This window comes from Azospirillum canadense (assembly GCF_025961225.1).
Taxonomy (GTDB): domain Bacteria; phylum Pseudomonadota; class Alphaproteobacteria; order Azospirillales; family Azospirillaceae; genus Azospirillum; species Azospirillum canadense.
Window position 1 is genome coordinate 985,265 of record NZ_JAOQNG010000010.1, and the last position, 18,589, is coordinate 1,003,853.

An 18,589-nucleotide genomic window follows, 5' to 3' on the forward strand; every position below is an offset into this window, starting at 1 on the left:
AGTTCAACCCAACCTACGGTTCGCCCGTCACAGCACCTGCTTCGGCAGGGACAGCAGCTCCTTGCGGATTTGCCCCAGGCTCGGACGGTTGGCCGGGCCGAAGGCGATGGGACGGCAAAGATGCATGGCGGTGATGCCGACCCGCGCGGTCAGCAGCCCGTTGATCACCCCCTGCCCCATCCGCGTGGAGATCGCCGCGGCGATGGACCCGCCCAGCGCCTCCACCGCCACATGGTGCGCGCTCTCCGCCACACCCGCGACCGCGATGTTGGCGAGCATCCGGCGCAACAGCTTCAGCGACCCGACATAGCCGGGCCGCGCGCCGTAGAGCGCCGCGATCTCCCGCACCAGCTTCAGGTTCCGCCACAGCACGACGGCCAAGTCCACGACCGCCGCCGGGCTCAACGCCGTCGCCACCGCCGTGTCGCGCGAGGCTCGCAGCACCGTCTGGTAGGCGCGCCGATCGAGCGGAGCCAGAACTTCCCGATCCAGCAGACGCACGATCTCCGAATCATCATGGGCGTCGGTGACCTGGTCCTTCACGCGCTCCAGGGCCGGCGCAAGGTCCGCCCGACCGTCGTACAGCCGCGTCAGCGACCCGGCGAAGCGGTCGGCTTCCCCGGCCGGGGTTTCCACCGTGGACAGCCGCTCCGCCTCCACCCGCAGCGACTCGATCTTGCGCAGACGCCGCAGGGAGCGCAATTCGCCCAGCAGCATCGCCACTGCCGCCCCACCAGCCACGGCGACGGCCGAGGCCACCAGCACGCCCAGCGCGATGCTCGTCGCGAAGGCGCGGGTGAACAGGTCCCAGGTGTCGAAGCCCAGCGCCACCAGCACCAGCGCCGCGATCCCGCCGACCAGCCAGCGCCCCAGCCGGCTCTTCGGCCGATCCTCCGCGAGCAGAACGGGCAACCGCTCCGCCGCAGCCCCGGCGATGATCGCCTCCTCCTCCACCGCGGGGACCGGAACGGCCCGCTCCGGGTCCAGCTCCATTGGCGGAACCCAGGCGCTGTCGCGTGTGCGTTCGGTCATTCCAGGTAATCCCCCAGCAGGAACTGCAACGCCTGGTCCAGGCGGATGTGCGGCAGGCCGCGGGTTTCGCGCGCCAGATCGGCCGGGGGCTGGAAGGCCATGAAGTTGTAGGGTCGCTCGCGGCCGGGCGGGAAGTCGGCGTCCTCCGGGATCTCGCCGGGGTACAGCACGGTCGGCCGGTCGCGCCCGATGGGCACGCCGCGTACGCAGCGCAGTTGCCGGCCCTCATGCTCGCTGACCACCGTTTCGGTGGACTTCAGCGCGGCGATGGCCATGGTCTCCACCTGCGCGCCCTCGAACCGGATGCCGGAGCGCGCGTCCGACACCAGCCGGTCGAGCAGGTGGCGCAGGCTGTTGTGCTGGTGGGAGGCGACGTGATCGGCCTTGGTCGCGGCGAACAGCACGCGGTCGATCTTGGTGCCCAGCAGCCAGTCGAGCCAACCGCTGCTGCCGTGGCGGAAGGGCTCCAGGCTCAGTTCCAGCGCGCGCTTCATGTCGGACATGCCCGCCGGGCCGGAGTTCAGCGCCCCCAGCACGTCGATCAGCACGATCTGGCGGTCGAGCTTCGCGAAATGCTCGGCGAAGAAGCCGCGCACCAGCGTCTTCTTGTAGGCCTCGTAGCGGTCCTCCATCAGCGCCCACAGGCTGCCGCGCCCGCGCCGCTCGCCGGGCAACGGACAGAAGGTCAGCAGCGGCGCGTTGGCGAGGTCGCCGGGCTCCACGAAGCGGCCGGGCTGGATCAGGCTCAGCAGGTTCTCCGACCGGCGGCAGGCGTGCAGGTACTCCGTATAAAGCGCCGCCCCACGCCGCGCCTCCTCCTCCTCGGCCGGGGCCGCCGGATCGACGGTGGCGAGCCAGCCGCGCCAGCTCTGCGACAGCTCGTCCCGCGGCGGCCGGCCGGCGAGGTCGAGCGTCAGCGCGCTCCACTCCGAAAAGGACTGGTGCAGCAACGGCAGGTCGAGCAGCCATTCGCCGGGGTAGTCGATGATGTCCAGGTTCAGCGTGGCGACCGGCTGGATGGTGCGCTTCAGCACCGCGTTGGGGCGGTAGCGCAGCGACAGGCGCAGCTGGCTGATCCCCCGCGTCCGCTCCGGCCAGTGGGGATCGGGGCCGGTCAGCGACGCAAGATGGTCCTCCAGCTCGAAGCGGGGCACGTCCGGGTCGGGCTGCGGCCGCAGGCGGGAGGCCTGGAAGCGGCCCGACGACACCACGTCCAGGAAGGGCAGCCGCCCCGCCTTCAGCAGATTGTCGACCAGCGCCGTGACGAACACGGTCTTGCCGGCGCGGCGCAGCCCGGTGACGCCCAACCGCACGTCCTGTTCCAGGATGCCGCCGGACACCAAATCGCCGGCCCGCCCCAACAGGCGCGAACCGGCGTCGTACAGATCGTTGATGATGGGAAGGCGCAAGGTAGACCGGCATCCGCGAGGTGGACGAATGCCCCTCTATATGGGGGAGCGCGCGTCCGCTCACAGAGGCGCCAGCGAAACCTACGCCGCCTGTGTCAGGATGCGCCGAAATCCAGGCCCCAGGCCTCGTACCGCTCCGGGTCATTCTCCCAGTTCTCGCGCACCTTGACGAACAGCATCAGGTGGACGCGCTGCTCCAGCATCTCCTCCAGCTCGGTGCGGGCGGCCTGCCCCAAAGCCTTGATGCGGGCGCCTTGCTTGCCCAGCACGATGGCCTTCTGGCTCTCGCGCTGCACGAACACGACCTGGGAGATCTTGACGGAGCCGTTCTCGAACTCCTCCCACTGCTCGGTCTCGACCGTGGCGGCGTAGGGAAGCTCCTGGTGCAGCTGCTGGAACAGCTTCTCGCGCGTGATCTCCGCCGCCAGCAGGCGCATGGGCATGTCGGAGATCTGGTCCTCCGGGTAATGCCACGGCCCTTCCGGCATGCGCGCGGCCAGGAAGTCGCGCAGATGCTCCACGCCGTCGCCGGTGGAGGCCGACAGCATGAAGATGTCGGTGAAGATGCCTTCGCTGTTGAAGCTCTCGGCGAGGCCCAGCAGCTTCTCGCGCGGGACGAGATCGATCTTGTTCAGGATCAGGATGGCCTGGCGCCCCTGCTCCTTCAGGCGGGCGACGATGCCGCGCGTGTCGTCGTCGATGCCGCGGCGCGACACGTCGTACAGCACGCCGACCAGATCGGCGTCTTCCGCCCCCTGCCAGGCCGCCTGCACCATGGCGCGGTCCAGCCGGCGCTTCGGCTTGAAGATGCCCGGCGTGTCCACGAAGATGATCTGGCTATCGCCGGCGATGGTGATGCCCAGCACGCGCGTGCGCGTCGTCTGCACCTTGGAGCTGACGATGGACACCTTGGACCCGACCATGGCGTTCAGCAGCGTCGACTTGCCCGCGTTGGGCGCGCCGACCAGCGCCACGAACCCGCAGCGCGGGTTTTCCGGCACACCGCCGCCTTCGGCCTCATCGCCGTCGTTGTCCATGTCCTTGAACTCGTCGCCCTCGAAACCCTCGCCGTGACCGTCAGTCATCGACCTGCACTCCCAACTTGCGCAGCAGCTCGCTCGCCGCCTGCCGCTCCGCGACCCGCTTGGACGGGCCGACGCCGATCACCGGCTCCATGCCCTTCAGGTGAACAGAAATGCGGAACAGCGGTTCATGCGCCGGGCCGCTCTGCTCGATCAATTGATAGGTGGGCAGCGGCCGGCCGTGGCCCTGCGCCCATTCCTGCAACGCCGTCTTGGAATCCAGCGGCGGCGGTTCCGCGCGGTCGATCTGGCGGGCCCAGGCGGTGCGGATGAAGGTCCGCGCCTTGTCCATGCCGCCGTCCAGGTACAACGCCCCGATCACCGCCTCGCAGGCGTCGGCCAGGATGGTGCGATTGTTGCGCCCGCCGCCCTGCGCCTCCGCCGGCGACAGGCGCAGATAGCGCCCCAGCCCGATGGCGTCGGCCACGCGCCCCAGCGCCTCGCGCCGGACCAGCGAGACGTGCCGCTTGGCCAACGCGCCCTCGCGCTCGTTCGGGAAGCGCTCCAACAGCCATTCCGCGATGACGAGGCCGAGGACCCTGTCGCCCAGGAACTCCAGCCGCTCATAATTCAGGCCCGGCCCCTGCTCCGGCCGGCCGGCGCCGCGCGTCGTGCGCTCCAGCCCCATCAGACTGGGGTGCGTGACGGCGTCGGCCAGCATCCCCATGTTGGCGAAGCGGTGGCCCACCGCCGCGGCAAGTTCATCAAGATCGGCGGTCGTCTCCGCCGCCGGCGTATCCGTTGCCGCGGGGTCCCCCGCGTTGTCCGCGCTCACGCCCTCTGGATACACGTCAGTCACCGCACCCTTACTTCACGCTGTTGAACAGGCGGCTGAAGCGCAGGTCCACCGGCCAGCGCCACACCTCGAAGAAGCGGGTTCCGTCCTCCAGCGAGAAGAACAGGAATTCGGCGCGGCCGACCATGTTCTCCAGCGGGACGTACCCCACCTGCGACGGCACGCGGCTGTCCAGCGAGTTGTCGCGGTTGTCGCCCATCATGAACAGGTGGCCTTCCGGCACCTTGAACACCGGCGTGTTGTCGAGCGGGCCGTTGTCCGACTCCTCAATGATCCGGTGCGTGCGGCCGCCCGGCAGCGTTTCGATGTACTGCGCGACACGGACCTCGCGTCCCAGCGAATCGCGGGACACATAGTCCTCGATGCGGTCGCGCTTCACCGGCTGGCCGTTGATGTGCAGCACGCCGCCGATCATCTGGATCGTGTCGCCGGGCAGCCCGATCACGCGCTTGATGTAGTCGGTCTTGTTGTCGCGCGGCAGCTTGAACACCGCGACGTCGCCGCGCTCCGGCGCGTGGCCGAAGATGCGGCCTTCGAACAGCGGCAGGCCGAAGCCGACCGTGTACTTGCTGTAGCCGTAGGAGAACTTCGACACGAACAGGTAGTCGCCGATCAGCAGCGTCGGGATCATCGAGCCCGAGGGGATGTTGAACGGCTCGAAGGCGAAGGTGCGCACGCCGAAGGCGATGATCACCGCGTAGAAGACCGTCTTCACCGTTTCGGCAAAGCCGCCTGCCTCTTTGGTTTTTCCAGCCAGGGCTGTGTCTTTGTTCATGGTCATGCGGGGGATGCCGTGGAGGTGTTGATGGGGGCGTCGATCGGTTCGGCGCTGATGATGACGAAGGCCTCCGCCATCGGGTATTCGTCGGTGAGCGTGACGTGGATGCGCGCCTGCATGCCCGGCGGTGTGATCGCCTTCAGCCGGTCCAGCGCCCCGCCCGTCAACCGCATGGTCGGCTGGCCGGACGGCAGATTCACCACCCCCATGTCGCGCCAGAACACGCCGTCGCGGAAGCCGGTGCCCAGCGCCTTGGAGCAGGCCTCCTTGGCGGCGAAGCGCTTGGCGTAGGTGGCCGCCCGCGCGCTGTGCCGGCCGGCTGCGCCGGCGCGGCGTTCCGACTTGGCGCGTTCCACGTCGGTGAAGATGCGGTTGATGAAGCGGTCGCCGAAGCGTTCCAGCGATTGCTCCACGCGGCGGATGTCGATCAGGTCGTTGCCGATGCCCAGGATCATGAGGCCGATCCCGCGGCAGCGCGCGCGTCCTTCATGACGGCGCGCATGCGCTGGATCGTGTTGCCCAGCCCGACGAAAATCGCCTCGCCCATTAGGAAATGGCCGATGTTCAGCTCCACGATGGTCGGGATCGCGGCGACGGCGCCGACCGTCTCGTAATTCAGGCCGTGGCCGGCGTGGCACTCCAGCCCGATGGCCTCGGCGTGGGCGGCGGCGCGCACGATGCGCTGCAATTCCGCCTCACGCTCCGGCCCGGCCGGGGCGTCGCAATAGGCGCCGGTGTGCAGTTCCACCACCGGCGCGCCGAGCGCCTTGGCGGCGTCCAGCTGCGCCGGTTCCGGATCGATGAAAAGGGAGACACGCACGCCGGCGGAACCCAGCTCGCCGACGTAGCGCTTCAGGTTCTCGAACTGGCCGACCACGTCCAGGCCGCCTTCCGTCGTCACCTCCGTGCGCTTTTCCGGGACGAGGCAGGAGGCGTGCGGCTTGTGGCGCAGCGCGATGCCCAGCATCTCCTCCGTCGCCGCCATCTCCAGGTTCAGCGGCAGCCGGATCTCGGCCATCAGCCGGTCGATGTCGGAATCGACGATGTGGCGCCGGTCTTCGCGCAGGTGGGCGGTGATGCCGTCGGCCCCGGCCTCGGCGGCGAGCTTCGCCGCGCGCACGGGATCGGGGTGGCGCCCGCCGCGCGCGTTGCGCACGGTCGCCACGTGGTCGATGTTCACGCCGAGGCGGAGAGGACGGGGCATGGGCTCAGGACTCCGGTGTCGCACCGCCCCCGCGCGTCCGCGCGGCCGGTGTTCCCGTCTATATAGCGGTGGTGCGGCGTCCCGTCACGCCCCGCCTTCGGCATTCCAGCCCCCGCCCACATCACGGTACGGGGCGCGGGACGGGGGCTTTCACGCTCAGCTGTAGCGGATCGTGATGGCCGACGCGGCTTTCAGCGCCCGCTCCCGCGCGTCGTCGGTGGTGGCCCCGGCGGCAAGCGCCACGCCCATGCGGCGGTTCTTGCGCGTCGCCGGCTTGCCAAACAGGCGCACGTCCACGTCGTACTCCGGCGTGCTGACCTTCAGGGCGTCGGCCAACCCCTCGATGGCAAAGCTCTCCGACTCGCGGTCGGCGAGGATCACGGCCGAGGCGGTCGGGCCATGGACGCGGATGCTCGGGATCGGCAATCCCAGGATGGCGCGGGCGTGCAGCTCGAACTCCGACAGGTTCTGCGACAGCAGCGTCACCATGCCGGTGTCGTGCGGCCGCGGCGACAGTTCGGAGAAGACCACCTCGTCCTTTGTCACGAAGAACTCGACGCCGAAGATGCCGTAGCCGCCGAGGTTGTCCACCACCCGCTTCGCCATGTCCTTGGCATCTTCCAGCAGGCGGTCCGTCATGGCGACGGGCTGCCAGGATTCCTGGTAGTCGCCGCGCTCCTGCCGGTGGCCGACGGGTTCGCAGAACAGCACGCCGTCGCGGGTGCGCACGGTCAGCAGGGTGATCTCGTATTCGAAGGCGACGAACTCCTCGACGATGACCTTTTTGCGGTCGCCGCGCATGTTCGCCACCGCGTAATTCCAGGCGGCCTCCAGCTCCTCCGCCGTGCGCACGGTGCTCTGGCCTTTGCCGGAGGAGGACATCACCGGCTTGATCACGCAGGGCAGCCCGGTGTGCTCCGCGCCGTCCATCACCTCCTCCAGGCTCTCGGCGTAGCGGTACTTGGAGGTGCGCAGGCCCAGTTCCGTCGCGGCCACCTCGCGGATGCGGTCGCGGTTCATGGTCATGGTCGCGGCGCGCGCGCTCGGCACGACGGTCAGGCCGGCATCCTCGAACTCGTGCAGCACCTCGGTACGGATTGCCTCGATCTCCGGGACGATGAAGTCCGGCTTGTGCTTGCCGATGGCCGCCCGCAGCGCGTCGGGGTCGAGCATGGAGAACACCTCGGCCGCATCGGCCACCTGCATCGCCGGCGCGTTGGCGTAGCTGTCGCAGGCGATCACCTCGCAGCCGAGCCGCTTTGCCGCGATGACGAACTCCTTGCCGAGTTCCCCGGAACCGAGGAGCAGGATTTTGGCCGTGAACATGCTGAAAGGACTCCCATCGATCAGAGCGGACAAACTAGCGGCGGCAGGGCGCGCCGTCACGCGCTTGTCGGTGTTGGTGGAGTGATTGCGTTGGGCCCCCACCCAACCCTCCCCCACTTCGCGGGGGAGGGCTTCGAGGGACGAGCGGCGGAGTTCCCTCCTCCGTCGAAGATGGGGGAGGGTTAGGGTGGGGGCACAACGCGACAACCTCACACCCCACTCACCCCACCACGATCCGCGCCGCGAGCGCCCTCAACTCCTCCATTGGCGGGCTGTGCCGCGGCCAGGCGAGATCGGCGCCGTCTTTCTCGTACCGTGGAACCACATGGACATGGATGTGCGGCACGGTCTGCCAACCCGCAGGCTTGTTGGCCTGGAGAAGCGTGATCCCCTCCGGCGCGAAGGCCGCCTGCACCGCCTGCGCCACCTTATGGACGGTGCGGAACAGCGCCGCGGCCTCGTCTTCCGTCACGTCGAGGATGGTCGGCGCGGGCCGTTTCAGCGCGACCAGCACATGGCCGGGGTTGACCTGCCCGGCGTCCATGAAGGCGAAGGTCTGGTCGTCCTCATAGACCTTGGCGCAGGGAAGCTCCCCCGCGATCAGGCGGCTGAAGATGGTGGGCTGGTCCGGCATTTGTCCTCCCGCAACGGATTTTGCGGGAGTATAGCGCCCTCACCGCCCGCGCGCGCGGTCCACGGAGTTGATCGCCGGGGTCGCGCGCAGGGCCGCCATGATGTTGGTCAGGTGCTTGGCGTCCTTCACGTCGATGTCGATCAGCAGCTCGAAGAAGTCGGTGTTGCGGCTGGTGATCTTCAGGTTCGTGATGTTGCCGCCGTTCTTGCCGATCACCGTCGACAGCGTGCCCAGCGAGCCCGGCTCGTTCGCGACGACCAGCGTGATACGCCCAACATGCTCCTCCGGGTTGTCGGGGCCGATGTCCCAGGCGACGTCGATCCAGCGCTCCGGCGACTCGTGGAAGCTCTCCAGCGTCTCGCAATCGATGGTGTGGATGGTGACGCCCTTGCCCGTGGTCACGATGCCGACGATGCGGTCGCCCGGCAGCGGGTGGCAGCAGCGGGCGTAGTGCACGGCCATGCCGGGGATCAGGCCCTTGATGGGCAGCGGCGCGTTGTTGCCCTTCACCTTCGGCTTGGGCTTCGGCACCGAGATGGCGTTCTTCTCGTCGCCTTCCTTCGGCGTCGCGACGTGCGGCTTGTGGCCCGGGAAGACGGCGTGGAAGACCTCGCGGCCCGAATGCAGGCCGGAGCCGACGCTGGCCAGCAGATCGTCGGCGCTCGGCTGCTGGAAGATCTTGACGACCCCGTCCAGCGCCTTTTCCGAGAACTCGTAGCCTTCCGCCTTGAACTGGCGCTGCAAAATCGCGCGGCCGAGTTCGATGTACTGCGCGCGCTGCTGGGTGCGCAGGAACTTGCGGATGCGCGCCCGCGCCTTGCCGGTGACGACGAAGCGCTCCCACCCCGGCACCGGGGTCTGCGCCTTCGACGTGATGATGTCGACCTGGTCGCCGTTTTGCAGCTGCGTGCGCAGCGGCAGCATGCGGCCGTTGATCTTGGCGCCGACGCAGTGGTCGCCGACTTCCGAATGGACGGCGTAGGCGAAGTCCACCGGAGTCGCGCCGCGCGGCAGCGCGATCAGGTCGCCCTTGGGCGTGAAGCAGAAGACCTGGTCCTGGAACAGCTCCAGCTTGGTGTGCTCCAGGAACTCCTCGGGCTTCTGCGCGTGCTCCAGGATGTCCAGAAGTTCGCGCAGCCAGCGGTACTCGCGCCCCTGCTGGGTGCGCTGCTCGCCCTGCTTGTAGGCCCAGTGCGCGGCGACGCCGAGTTCGCAGATCTCGTGCATGTCGCGGGTGCGGATCTGCACCTCGATCCGGTTTCGCTCCGGGCCGATCACGCCGGTGTGCAGCGAGCGGTAGCCGTTGGGCTTCGGCGTGGAGATGTAGTCCTTGAAACGCCCCGGCACGACCGGGTAATGGGCGTGGATGATGCCCAGCGCCTGGTAGCACTCCGCCACCGAATCGACCATGACCCGGAAGGCCATGATGTCCGACAGCTGCTCGAAGCTGACGTTCTTGCGCTGCAGCTTGCGCCAGATCGAATAGGCGGTCTTCTCGCGGCCGGAGATCGCGACGTTCGGCAGCCCCTCCTCCGCAAGCCGTTCGCGCAGCTCGTCGATGATGCGCTGGACGCGGTTCTCGCCTTCCGAACGCAGGCGGGCGAGTTGCGCCAGGATGCTGTCGCGCGCGTCGGGGTTCAACTCCGCGAAGGCCAGGTCTTCCAGCTCGTCCTTGACCTGGTGCATGCCGATGCGCTCGGCCAGCGGGGCGTAGATCTCGATGGTTTCGCGGGCGATGCGCTTGCGCTTGTCCGGGTTCTTCAGGTGGAACAGCGTGCGCATGTTGTGCAGCCGGTCGGCCAGCTTCACCAGGAGGACGCGGATGTCCTCCGACATGGCCAGGACCAGCTTGCGGAAATTCTCGGCCTGCTTGGCCTGCTCGCTGTGCAGTTCCAGGCGCGACAGCTTGGTCACGCCGTCGACCAGCCGCGCGATCTCCTTGCCGAAGAGCTTCTCGATGTCCTCCAGCGTCGCGACCGTGTCCTCGACCGTGTCGTGCAGCAGCGCGGTCGCGATCGTCCCGGCATCCAGCTTCAGCTGGGTCAGGATGCCGGCGACTTCCAGCGGGTGGAGGAAGTAGGGGTCGCCCGAGGCGCGGGTCTGCGAACCGTGCGCCTTCATGGAGAAGACGTAAGCGCGGTTGAGCAGGTCCTCGTCGGCCGAGGGGTCGTACGCCTTGACGCGCTCGACAAGCTCATATTGCCGGATCATGTCACCGGACCCGGCGCAGCGTGCGCCTTGCTAGCGTTTAGACTGAAAGGGGGCCTTGCGGCCCCCGATCCATGGGAAGCGTCCAGCGTCAGAGGTCTCCGTCCGCGTCACGGCCGACGACGTCGTCCTCCGTCGCGCCGAAGGCCGCGTCGGGATCGGCGTCCATGTCGGCGAGCATGTCCTCGCCCTCGCCGGCCTCCTCGGCCTCGCCCATCGCCTCGTCGTCGTCCAGCGAGTTGTCGCTGCGCGCGGCCCAGTCGTGCTCGCCGGCCATCAGCTCGACGATCTCCTCCTCGGGCTCGTCCGGCTCGACGTGCTTCTGGTGGCCCTTGATCAGGGCGTTCTTCAGGAACTCCAGCGACACCGTCTCGTCCGCGATCTCGCGCAGGGCAACGACGGGGTTCTTGTCGTTGTCGCGGTCGATCGACAGCGGCGCACCGGACGCGATTTCACGCGCGCGCTGGGCGGCCATCATCACCAGTTCGAAACGGTTGGGAACCTTGAGGACGCAATCTTCGACGGTAACGCGGGCCATACCAAACCAACTCCGGCATCTTCTGAAGGCAGTTGAATATATTGATGCGTCAGCGCGGGCGCAAGCGGTTCGAGCCATGATCGGCCCCGCCGCCGTAATCCTCCCGCATCACTCCGCCCGCATCATTGCCTCCACCGACAACCCCTTGCTCCGAAGAAGGTCAGGCCCTAATTTCTAGTTAGGTGAAACGCATTTTGGCGTGTGCCGGCAATATAATACAATCCCTTGTGGAAGGAATACGACATTGGAGCGCAATACGACTTTGCCGAAGGATGTTACGAAGCTGTTTTATAAGGAAGAACGGCTGGCGATGTTCATCGACGGCGCCAACTTGTACGCCGCCGCGCGCGCCCTGGGCTTCGATATCGATTACAAGCGGCTGCGCGACGGATTCGCCTCCGAGGGGCGCCTTGTCCGGGCTTTTTACTACACCGCGCTTGTCGAGGACCAGGAATACTCGCCGATTCGGCCGCTGGTCGACTGGCTCGACTACAACGGCTACACCATGGTGACCAAGCCGACCAAGGAATTCACCGACGCGTCCGGCCGGCGCAAGATCAAAGGCAACATGGACATCGAACTGGCCATCGACGTGATGGAGATGGCCGAGCATGTCGACCACATCCTGCTCTTCTCCGGCGACGGCGACTTCCGCCGGCTGGTGGAGGCCGTGCAGCGCAAGGGCGTGCGCGTCAGCGTCATCAGCACCGTGCGCTCCCAGCCGCCGATGGTCGCCGACGAGCTGCGCCGCCAAGCCGACAACTTCATTGAGCTGCAGGACCTCGCCCCCAGCATCGCCCGCATCCATCACCACCGCGATCCGATGATGAACACGGGCGGCATGGGCGGCAGCAGCGACCACGGCGCCCAGGGGCCGAACAACCTCTACGACAATTTGTAATGGCAAGCCGCGGCGCTGAGCTCGAACAGGCTCAGCGCCGCGCGACGGTCGGCCGCAGGGCCGACTCCGGAAGGCTGAACATCGCCAGATAGGTCCGCTGCAACGGGCTTCGGTTGTCGTCGGACACGATGTAGACCAGCGTCTCGCCGGCGGCACCCGGCCGCACCGCGATCCCCTCGAAGTTGTCCACCAGCAGCGGCGGCTCCAGCCGCGCCAGCTCGACGCCCTCCACGATGGCGCCGGGTTGCAGCGAGTCGGCCGGCACATGGACAATCCGCGCCGCCCAGCCGCCCAGCAGCGACACCCGGCGCTCCAGCACGAGCACGCTCCCGTCCGGCAGCGCCGCCGCCCCGGTCGGGCGGAAGCGCGGAGCCGCGCGGTAGGTCAGCCGGTGCCAATCGGCACGCGACTCGATTCGCGTGTCCCCCAGCCAGGCCGGACGCTCCCGCACCCCGTCGTCGTCGCCTTCCTCGATGGCGAGCAGCCCGCCGCCCGGCAGCACCGTCAGCGCCTCGATCCCGCCGTTGGGCGGCGCGTCCTCCAGCCCCGGCGGTGTGGGCAGCCGCACCGGGGCGCCCTCCGGATGGCCGAGCCCGCCGGTGTACCGCAGGATGCGGTGGTTGCGCTCGAAGGACACCAGCCAAGCTCCGTTCGGAAGCCGCGCGATTTCCTCCGAGTCGTTGCGGCGCCCACGGTAAGCGGGGTCGTCGTCGAGCGGCAGGGCATGGATGGCGATGTCGGAAGCCGCCGCCAGGAACCCGGCGCCGTCATAGGACAAACGTCCGTTAACGGTCCGGCCTGTGTCGCTAACCGCCAGGAAACGGCCGCCGTCCGGGCTGACCCACAGGCCCGACAACCCGCCGTAGACGGCGTTGTCGGACAGTTCCAGGGCACCGCGGAACTTCAGGGCGCCGACCTCGGCAACGGCCGGGCGCTCCGGGTCGAGGCGGACGGGAATGGATGGGGCGGACGGCCCACGGCCGCTGTCCGCCAGCACCGCGCAGCCGCCGGCGATCGCCAGGGCCGCAAGGCACGAAGCAAGGAGGAGACGCTTTCGCATGGCCGGCACTCAACCACGGGCGGCGGCGGCTGCAAATGCCTTTTCGGGCGTGCCACGACTTCGCCGGTCGCCCGCCCCATCCGGACGGTTGTAGCCCGCGGAGCACATCACCTGTACGGCCGGTCCCCCTCGAACGATCGGCGTATGAGGCTCGGGGTACTTCCTCAGAACCAATTCGAGAGTGGGTCGAAGCGCATAAATTGTTGTGGACCCAAGAAAAACGTCACTGGCTCCAACCGAGAAGCGCGTAATGCTCATTCATCCCCGGTACCAGCCGGTCACCCTGCCACCGGATCGCCCCGCCACCGGTCCGGAAGCGCCGGACGATCCGCTCGCCGCGCGGATCCGGGAGCTTGAATCCGAGCTTCGCGAGTTGCAGCACCGGGCAAAGAACAGCCTTCAGTTGGTAATCAGCCTGCTGAAGCTGCAGACCGGCCGCATCCGTGACCCGGACGCCCGCGCCGCCTACGAACAGACGCTCGTCCGCATCGAGGCGTTGGCCATCCTGTACCGGCAGCTCCACGAATCGGGCACGGGCACGCATGTGGACCTTGGCCGTTACGTCGAGGCACTGGCCGACGCGGTGAAGCACGGCACGCCCGGCGGGCTCGCCAACGTGCCCATCGACGTGAAGAGCGATCCCATCCAGATCGGCCTGTACGAGGCGATGCCGCTGGGCCTGATCACGGCGGAGCTGATCACCAACAGCCTGCACCACGCCTATCCGGAGCAGGGCTGGATCAACGTCTCCATCTCGCAGGAGGCCAACGGGCGCGCGCGGCTGATCGTGGAGGACAACGGGCGCGCCCTGCCCGCCGGATTCGACACCACCGCCGAGGACGGGCTGATGCTGGCCGAAGCGCTCGCCGCCCAGCTTGGCGACACCCTCAACACCGAAAGCGACGCCAGCGGCACCACCGCCAGCGTGTCCTTCCCGGTCTAAGCGTCAGCCCTCCGACGGGCCGTGGGCGTGGGCGTGGCCATGACCATGCCCGTGGTCATGGTGCTCATGGGGGAATTCGGGCTCCGGCGCCGTCTTCACCACGCCCGCGAGGTGGTCGCGGATCGCCTGGACGGAATCGGTTTCGGTGGTGGTCACCGGCTCGATGCCGCGGCGGCGCATGTGGTTGATGAAGCCCTGGCCGGAACTGCCGGTGATGACGACCGAAACCTCGTCGATGGGGTGCGGACGGCCGTCGCCGGCGAGGTGCAGCACCTCATCCTCCGCCAGTTCGATGCGCTTGACCTCCACCGGGTCGCGGCCGGCCTCCGCCTCGTACACCAGGAAGCGGCGGGTGCGCCCGCCGTGGGTGGCGATGCTGCGGTAATCCTGCGTGCCGACGGCGATCCTCATGCGCGCTTCCTCCCTCAATGCGGGCGCGCCACCGTCGCATGGCGAAACGGCGCCGGCACTGAGGGAGATCAATGCGCGTTACAGGATTTCCGTTTCGTCGGAGCGGATAACGTCCGTCCACTTGCGCTCCAGCCGGCGCAGGGTGCGGTAGGTGACCTCGAAGTCCTGCGTGTCGCCGTCCGTGCGGATCAGCCCATCGGAATGGACCGAGGCCATGTGGCGCAGCCGCTCGCACAGCTCGATGCCCTTGGTGGACAGCTTCAGCCGGGCGGCCCGCTTGTCCCGCGGCGAGGCGGTGCGGTCCACATAGCCGGTGTCCACCAGCTGCTTCAGATTGTAGGAGGCGTTGGAGCCCAGGTAGTACCCGCGCTCGATCAGGTCGCGCACGCTGATCTCCCCGTTGGAGATGTTCAGCAGCATCATGACCTGCACGGGGCTGATGTCATCGACGCCGATGCGTCCCAATTCGATGCGCAGCACATCCAGGAACCGGCGATGCATCCGTTCGATGATGCGCGCCACCTCATGGTACATCTGGGTGGCGGTCGCCTTGTCCTTGCGCGCGGCGTCTTCCGTCAATGGCTGGGCGAGCGTCGACATGGGCCTCGGGTTCTTCGTGGGAGGGCGGGAATACTCTCCGTGTCGAAGACACCGTAGAGACCGAACTGTTTAAGATATGTTAACTGTGAACGACGGGAAGGGTTGGCGACCTTGCCAATCCTTGGCGGGCTTTTGCGCCGGCCCCACACTTGTCACCGCTGGTCCTCGGCACTGGGCCCCACCCTACCCCTCCCCCGCGAAGTGGGGAGAGGTCGGGAGGGAGGCCCAACGCGCCCCCCTCCACACACAGGCGTCACACCCAGTTATCGTCCCCGCCGCCATCATCGAAGCCCGGATCATCCTGGCCCGGGTCGTCGCTCTGATAATCGACGTCACGCGCGGTGTTGTCGGGCAGGAAGCCCTGCGGGTCGTCGCGGCCGGCTGAATCGCCCGCCGAATCGCCGTAGTAGTTGTTGATGATCGTCTCGCTGGGGCCGCCCACCCCGCCCATCGGGGCCGCCATGGCCGAGCCGAATGGGCCCGGCGAGTGGTGGAGCAGCGACGAGATGGCGTTCGCCGCCAGCATGCCGCCGGCGACGCCGGCCGCGGTCTGGGCGGCGCCGCTCAGAAAGCCGCCGCCGCGCGGCGCGAATGCCTGGGCCGGCGGGGCGTAGCCCGGCTGCGGCGGATAACCGGGCTGGGCGTAGCCGCCCGACTGCCCATAACCCGGCTGCGGCGGGGGCGCGCCCCACGGACCGCGGCCGCCGGAGGGCGGGGCCGGGTTGTAGGCCGGGTCGGGCGCCCGCGGTTCCTCCGGCCGGCTGCCCCACGGGCTGCCGCGGCCGAGGCCGAGAGCGTTGGACAGGAAGCTGCCGCCCGCCGGCTGTGTCTGCGACTGCGCGCGCGACTGCGCGTCCTTCAGCTGCTGCTCCAGCTCCTCGATCCGCTTCTGGGCGGCGGTCAGCGCCTGCTGCTGCACCAGGACGGACTGCGCCATGTAATAGGACGAGGCCGGCTGGGACTGGACCATCTGCTGGATGAAACGTTCCGCCTCCTGGTCGCGCGGCTGGTTCTCCACCTCGCGCAGGTGCTTGAACAGGTCGGTCAGAAGGTTGCGTTCCTCGGGCGTCATGCGGATGTCTCCTGTGCGCGCTCTTCTCGGGCGCCACCCATCATGTGGAGTCCCCGCCCCCTCAGGGACAAGGGTGCCCCACATTAAACGATCGTCACCAAGAAGCGATCTTCACGAAGTTGGGCGACCGCTCATCCCACCTTCCGCTGCGTTTCCGCCTCCGGCGGGCTGAGCGCCGCGCGCACCGCGTCGTCGACCCGCTCCAGCCAGACGAAGGTCAGCTGGTCGCGCACGGCGGCTGGGATGTCGTCATAGTCCTTGCGGTTGCGGGCCGGCAGCATCACCGTCTTTAGCCCGGCGCGCTGGGCGGCCACCACCTTCTCCCGAATCCCGCCGACCGGTAGGACGAGGCCGCGCAGGCTGATCTCCCCCGTCATCGCCGTGTCAGCGCGAACACAGCGGCCGGAGAGCAGCGAGACCAGCGCCGTGAACATCGCCACACCGGCGGACGGGCCGTCCTTCGGGATGGCGCCGGCCGGGACGTGGACGTGGATGTCGAACTTGTCCAACCCCTCCGGGTCCAATCCCAGCTCCCGCACCCGCGACTTGATGAGGCTGAGCGCGGCCTGCGCGCTTTCCTTCATCACGTCGCCGAGCTGCCCGGTCAGGATCAGCCGGCCGGAGCCGGGGAAGCGGCTCGCCTCGATGAACAGGATGTCGCCGCCGACCGGCGTCCAGGCGAGCCCCGTCGCCACGCCGGGCACGCTGGTGCGCATCGCCACGTCGTTCTCGAATCGCGGCGGACCGAGGATCTCGGTCAGCATCGGCGGGTCGACACGAAGCCGCTCCACCTGCCCTTCGGCGATGCGCACCGCGACGTGCCGCGCGACGGCGCCGATCATGCGCTCCAGGTTGCGGTTCCCGGCCTCGCGCGTGTGGTCGCGGATGATGGCGCGCAGCGTGTCGTCAGGGATTTCCAGCTGATCCGGCCGCAACCCGTTGGCGGCGAGCTGGCGCTTCACGAGATAGCGCTTGGCGATCTCCAGCTTTTCGTCCTCGGTGTAGCCGCTGAGTTCGATCAGCTCCATGCGGTCGCGCAACGGACCGGGGATGGTGTCCAGCACGTTGGCGGTGGCGATGAACATCACCTTCGACAGGTCGAAAGCCACGCCCAGGTAATGGTCGCGGAAGGTGGCGTTCTGCTCCGGGTCCAGCACCTCCAGCAGCGCCGCCGACGGGTCGCCGTGGAAGCCCTGGCCCAGCTTGTCCATCTCGTCCAGCATCAGCACGCAGTCGCGCGTACCGGCCTTGCGGATCGCCTGCACGATGTTGCCGGGCAGCGCGCCGACGTAGGTGCGGCGGTGGCCGCGGATCTCGCTCTCGTCATGGACGCCGCCCAGCGAGACGCGCGCGAAGGCCCGCCCCGTCGCCCGCGCGATGCTCTGGCCGAGGGAGGTCTTGCCGACGCCCGGCGGCCCGACGAAACACAGGATGGGGCTGCGCCCTTCCGGGTTCAGCTTGCGGACGGCCAGGAACTCCAGGATGCGGCGCTTGACCTTTTCCAGCCCGTAATGGTCCTCATCCAGGATGCGCCGCGCCTCGGCGATGTCGATGCTGGATTCCGACAGGCGGTCCCAGGGCATCTCGATCAGCCAGTCCAGGTAGGTGCGCACCATGGAGTATTCCTGGGCGGCCTCCGGCATCCGCTCCAGCCTGCGCAGTTCCTTCTCCGCGTGTTCGCGCACGTCGGGCGGCATGCCGGCCTTGACGATGGCGTCCTGAAGCTCCCCGATCTCCGCCTGCCGGCCCTCGTCAGCCTCGCCCAGTTCCTTCTGGATGGCGCGCAGCTGTTCGCGCAGCAGGAACTCCCGCTGCCGCTCGTCCATGGCCTCCCGCGTACGCTCACGAATGTCGCGGGAGATGCGCAGCACCTCGATGCGCTGGGCCAGCAGGCTGCCGACCTTCTCCAGCCGCTCCAGCAGGTCGATGGTTTCCAGCACCCCCTGCTTCTCGGCGGGCTTCAGGTCCATGTAGCTGGCGGTCATGTCGGCCAGTTCGGCGGGGCTGTCGATCGCCTGCACCGCGGCCAGCAGCTCCTGCGGGGCCTGGGGCAGCAGTTGGAGCGCCTCCGCCGCCTCGTTGCGCAGGTTCAGGAAGCGCGCCTTGACCTCCGGCGAGTTGACCTCGCTTTCCTCCACCATCTCCACGCGGGCGGCCAGGAACGGGTGGCCCGGCACCCATTCAACCACGCGGAAGCGCTGCAAGCCCTGGCAGACCAGATGGTGCGACCCGTCCGGCGTGGTGACGTAGCGTAGGATGTTCGCGGTGGTGCCGATGCGGTGCATGTCGGCGCCGGTCGGCTCCTCCACCGCCTCGTCGCGCTGGAGCAGGATGCCGACCGCCCGTTCGCGGCGCGCCGCTTCCTGAGCGGCGGCGATCGACCGCGCCCGGCCCACCGTGACCGGCAGCACGACCCCCGGGAATTGCACGAGGTTCCGCACCGGGATGACCGGGATCACATCGTCCGGAAGGCTGTCGCCGGCGGTTTCGGGGGCGGTTTCGGGGGCGGCCTCGGGGATGGTGATTTTGGCAGCCGCGTCGGTGGCTTGGTCCGTGGCGTCGCCCGCAGCGTCATCGTCCGTCATGCATCTGTCC

18 protein-coding genes are annotated in these 18,589 nt (G+C 68.4%); 2 read left to right on the plus strand and 16 right to left on the minus strand.

Annotation, left to right across the window (positions count from 1 at the left end; translation table 11 throughout):
- Window positions 1-27 precede the first annotated feature (27 nt).
- The 11 genes from M2351_RS40315 to rpoZ all read right to left on the minus strand — a co-directional run bounded on the left by M2351_RS40315 (window position 28) and on the right by rpoZ (window position 11,007).
- On the minus strand, window positions 28-1,032 hold the full coding sequence (locus M2351_RS40315; RefSeq protein WP_264661588.1) for a YcjF family protein: 1,005 nt from the start codon (window positions 1,030-1,032) through the stop codon (window positions 28-30).
- Entirely contained in the window at window positions 1,029-2,441 is a 1,413-nt protein-coding gene (locus tag M2351_RS40320; RefSeq protein WP_264661589.1) for a YcjX family GTP-binding protein, read from the minus strand. The genes M2351_RS40315 and M2351_RS40320 overlap by 4 nt, the downstream gene beginning before the upstream one ends.
- A 95-nt stretch (window positions 2,442-2,536) precedes the next feature.
- Window positions 2,537-3,526: a GTPase Era gene (gene era, locus M2351_RS40325; RefSeq protein WP_406567497.1), complete on the minus strand. Its 990-nt coding sequence runs from the start codon at window positions 3,524-3,526 to the stop codon at window positions 2,537-2,539.
- Window positions 3,519-4,298 carry a ribonuclease III gene (gene rnc, locus M2351_RS40330; protein ID WP_264661590.1) on the minus strand — a complete coding sequence of 260 codons (780 nt, stop codon included), beginning with the start codon at window positions 4,296-4,298 and terminating at the stop codon, window positions 3,519-3,521. Before rnc ends, era begins: the two co-directional genes overlap by 8 nt.
- Before the next feature lie 31 nt (window positions 4,299-4,329).
- Window positions 4,330-5,100, minus strand: coding sequence for a signal peptidase I (gene lepB / locus M2351_RS40335; protein ID WP_264661591.1), 771 nt, complete (start codon window positions 5,098-5,100; stop codon window positions 4,330-4,332).
- Window positions 5,097-5,552 carry a holo-ACP synthase gene (gene acpS, locus M2351_RS40340; RefSeq protein WP_209762390.1) on the minus strand — a complete coding sequence of 152 codons (456 nt, stop codon included), beginning with the start codon at window positions 5,550-5,552 and terminating at the stop codon, window positions 5,097-5,099. Before acpS ends, lepB begins: the two co-directional genes overlap by 4 nt.
- Window positions 5,549-6,301: a pyridoxine 5'-phosphate synthase gene (locus M2351_RS40345; RefSeq protein ID WP_264661592.1), complete on the minus strand. Its 753-nt coding sequence runs from the start codon at window positions 6,299-6,301 to the stop codon at window positions 5,549-5,551. The genes acpS and M2351_RS40345 overlap by 4 nt, the downstream gene beginning before the upstream one ends.
- Before the next feature lie 156 nt (window positions 6,302-6,457).
- The gene (gene purT / locus M2351_RS40350; protein ID WP_264661593.1) at window positions 6,458-7,627 is read right to left on the minus strand and encodes a formate-dependent phosphoribosylglycinamide formyltransferase; all 1,170 of its coding nucleotides are present in this window, start codon (window positions 7,625-7,627) and stop codon (window positions 6,458-6,460) included.
- 220 nt (window positions 7,628-7,847) lie between these two features.
- Complete coding sequence (locus M2351_RS40355) at window positions 7,848-8,261, minus strand: HIT family protein (RefSeq protein WP_264661594.1); 414 nt, start codon at window positions 8,259-8,261, stop codon at window positions 7,848-7,850.
- Window positions 8,262-8,300: 39 nt separating this feature from the next.
- Complete coding sequence (locus tag M2351_RS40360; protein ID WP_209762378.1) at window positions 8,301-10,472, minus strand: RelA/SpoT family protein; 2,172 nt, start codon at window positions 10,470-10,472, stop codon at window positions 8,301-8,303.
- Window positions 10,473-10,560: 88 nt separating this feature from the next.
- Complete coding sequence (gene rpoZ, locus M2351_RS40365; protein ID WP_264661595.1) at window positions 10,561-11,007, minus strand: DNA-directed RNA polymerase subunit omega; 447 nt, start codon at window positions 11,005-11,007, stop codon at window positions 10,561-10,563.
- A gap of 310 nt (window positions 11,008-11,317) precedes the next feature.
- Between rpoZ and M2351_RS40370 the strand changes: the two genes are divergently transcribed.
- Window positions 11,318-11,908, plus strand: a complete 591-nt coding sequence (locus M2351_RS40370) for a LabA-like NYN domain-containing protein (protein ID WP_264662435.1) — start codon at window positions 11,318-11,320, stop codon at window positions 11,906-11,908.
- Window positions 11,909-11,939: 31 nt separating this feature from the next.
- Here the strand turns inward: M2351_RS40370 and M2351_RS40375 are convergent, their stop codons facing one another.
- Complete coding sequence (locus M2351_RS40375; protein ID WP_264661596.1) at window positions 11,940-12,968, minus strand: esterase-like activity of phytase family protein; 1,029 nt, start codon at window positions 12,966-12,968, stop codon at window positions 11,940-11,942.
- Window positions 12,969-13,218: 250 nt separating this feature from the next.
- On the opposite strand from M2351_RS40375, the gene M2351_RS40380 reads away from it, so the two are divergent.
- Entirely contained in the window at window positions 13,219-13,911 is a 693-nt protein-coding gene (locus tag M2351_RS40380) for a sensor histidine kinase (RefSeq protein WP_264661597.1), read from the plus strand.
- A gap of 3 nt (window positions 13,912-13,914) precedes the next feature.
- On the opposite strand, the gene M2351_RS40385 is transcribed toward M2351_RS40380, so the two are convergent.
- From M2351_RS40385 to lon, 4 genes are all read right to left on the minus strand, one after another.
- Window positions 13,915-14,322, minus strand: a complete 408-nt coding sequence (locus M2351_RS40385; RefSeq protein WP_264661598.1) for a NifB/NifX family molybdenum-iron cluster-binding protein — start codon at window positions 14,320-14,322, stop codon at window positions 13,915-13,917.
- A 78-nt stretch (window positions 14,323-14,400) separates the two neighbouring features.
- Entirely contained in the window at window positions 14,401-14,922 is a 522-nt protein-coding gene (locus tag M2351_RS40390) for a MarR family transcriptional regulator (RefSeq protein ID WP_264661599.1), read from the minus strand.
- Window positions 14,923-15,175: 253 nt separating this feature from the next.
- Window positions 15,176-15,994: a DUF2076 domain-containing protein gene (locus M2351_RS40395; RefSeq protein WP_264661600.1), complete on the minus strand. Its 819-nt coding sequence runs from the start codon at window positions 15,992-15,994 to the stop codon at window positions 15,176-15,178.
- 131 nt (window positions 15,995-16,125) lie between these two features.
- Complete coding sequence (gene lon / locus M2351_RS40400; protein WP_264661601.1) at window positions 16,126-18,579, minus strand: endopeptidase La; 2,454 nt, start codon at window positions 18,577-18,579, stop codon at window positions 16,126-16,128.
- Between the last annotated feature and the right edge of the window lie 10 nt (window positions 18,580-18,589).